Source organism: Microcoleus sp. A2-C3 (assembly GCF_036706065.1).
Taxonomy (GTDB): Bacteria; Cyanobacteriota; Cyanobacteriia; order Cyanobacteriales; family Microcoleaceae; genus Microcoleus.
In genome coordinates this window covers 1-1,480 of the sequence record NZ_JAUBVX010000125.1, presented here as the reverse complement: position 1 = coordinate 1,480, position 1,480 = coordinate 1, and the positions used below count along the sequence as shown (strand labels likewise).

The following is a 1,480-nucleotide window of genomic DNA, read 5'->3' as shown; positions in this document are numbered from 1 at the left end:
CATATCTTTCTCTTAATAAAAAGCGATTGATAGAATCATGCGAAACATCTCCCAATATCTCTGCTAATCTATTACACTCCCCAAACTTTGGTTCTAAGAGCAAAAATAAAATATACTTTTCTGGCCTTGCATTGTGCTGTCGAGGGTTTGGTAGTTTTTCTCATTGTCAAATACCTGTTTCTAGACCACTCATATTTATAAATGCACTATGAGAGTTATTTTGTCAATGCGTAAGTCCTAGTTACATACCTCGCGAACGGGGACGGCACTCAAAGAAAAAATCCTTGTTGCAAAAATGAGATACTCCCGATCGTTGGGTTGTTATCTTTTGCGACTCAGATCGGATTGCTATGATACCCTGACAGCAGCGAGTTTTGTGATTAGCAAGGAAGAAGTTTTTGTTGTCGAAGAAGTTGGAAAATCACTCTTGTGCTATTTGGTGGAACGTAAGGATTCAGGTAAAAAATAGTTCATCCAGAGCCGAAAAATATGGTAATGTAGTCAGATGAGCGAAAAGCCAGAGTTATCAGCAGCACTAAAATTAGAAATAGTTGACCAGTTGAGCCGTGAGGATCTGGTCAAAATTGTGCTAACCCAACAAAAGCTGATTGAAAAATTACAACAAGAGCTCGAAAACCTCAAAGAGAGACAGCCCAGCAATAGTAAAACATCATCGAAACCACCATCGAGCGATCTGATACAGAAATCAGAGACAGCCAAAGTTGACAACTCAAAAGAGTCAGAGTCCGAGGCAAAGCGCAAACCAGGAGGACAGCCGGGACATATCGGTAAAACCCGAAAAGGATTTGGGCGAGTAGATAGATATCAAATCAGCACTCCGGACTAAGAGTGAGCATTGTGGTAGCAGAGAATTAAGTGATGCGATTGGTTATAGCAAGCAACAAGTAGTGTGTTTAGCAGCCTTACCAATTGAAGTGGTGGAATATCAACGAGTCAAATGTCAATGTAATGAATGCGGAGCAATGGTGATGGGTGCACCAGCATCCGGGATAGTTCCAGGACAAGACTTAAGCATCGACCTACAAGCATTATTGAGCTGGTTAGGTAATTATGGGCACATATCCTATGAAAAACAACAAGAATTTCTACGGGAATTAGGTGGAATTGAAATTGGGATCGGTACTTTACAAGCAACGAATGCGCGGGTAGCTGATGCTGTAAAGCCTGCCGTTGAAGAGCTATGGAAATGGGCACCATTGCAAGCCAACGTCCATGTCGATGAAACTCCGTGGTGTGTCAAGGGAGTAAAAGAATGGTTGTGGACAGCCACAGGTCAAGATTTTTGGCTGTTTCATGCCGCAGACACTCGCAGTAGAGCCGAATTAGAGACAATGCTGGGGAACGAGTTTGCTGGTGTGTTGAGTTCCGATGATTTTAGCGTCTATAGCAATCCTAAATCATTTTCTATGTATAGGTGTACTGATGGATTTTTGGGAAATCAAATTTATGTTCGTTTGTG

General features: G+C 41.8%; 2 protein-coding genes and 1 pseudogene. 2 read left to right on the top strand and 1 reads right to left on the bottom strand.

Features of this window, described 5'->3' with window-relative positions:
• Nucleotides 1–164, bottom strand: a pseudogene (locus tag QUB66_RS29840) (IS701 family transposase); the annotation flags it as partial.
• A 341-nt stretch (nucleotides 165–505) separates the two neighbouring features.
• Here QUB66_RS29840 and QUB66_RS29615 point away from each other — a divergent pair.
• Nucleotides 506–847, top strand: a complete 342-nt coding sequence (locus QUB66_RS29615) for a DUF6444 domain-containing protein (RefSeq protein WP_332970806.1) — start codon at nucleotides 506–508, stop codon at nucleotides 845–847.
• Nucleotides 848–908: 61 nt separating this feature from the next.
• Nucleotides 909–1,480, top strand: a 572-nt coding sequence (locus QUB66_RS29610) for an IS66 family transposase (RefSeq protein WP_332970805.1), incomplete at its 3' end; no start/stop codon positions are given.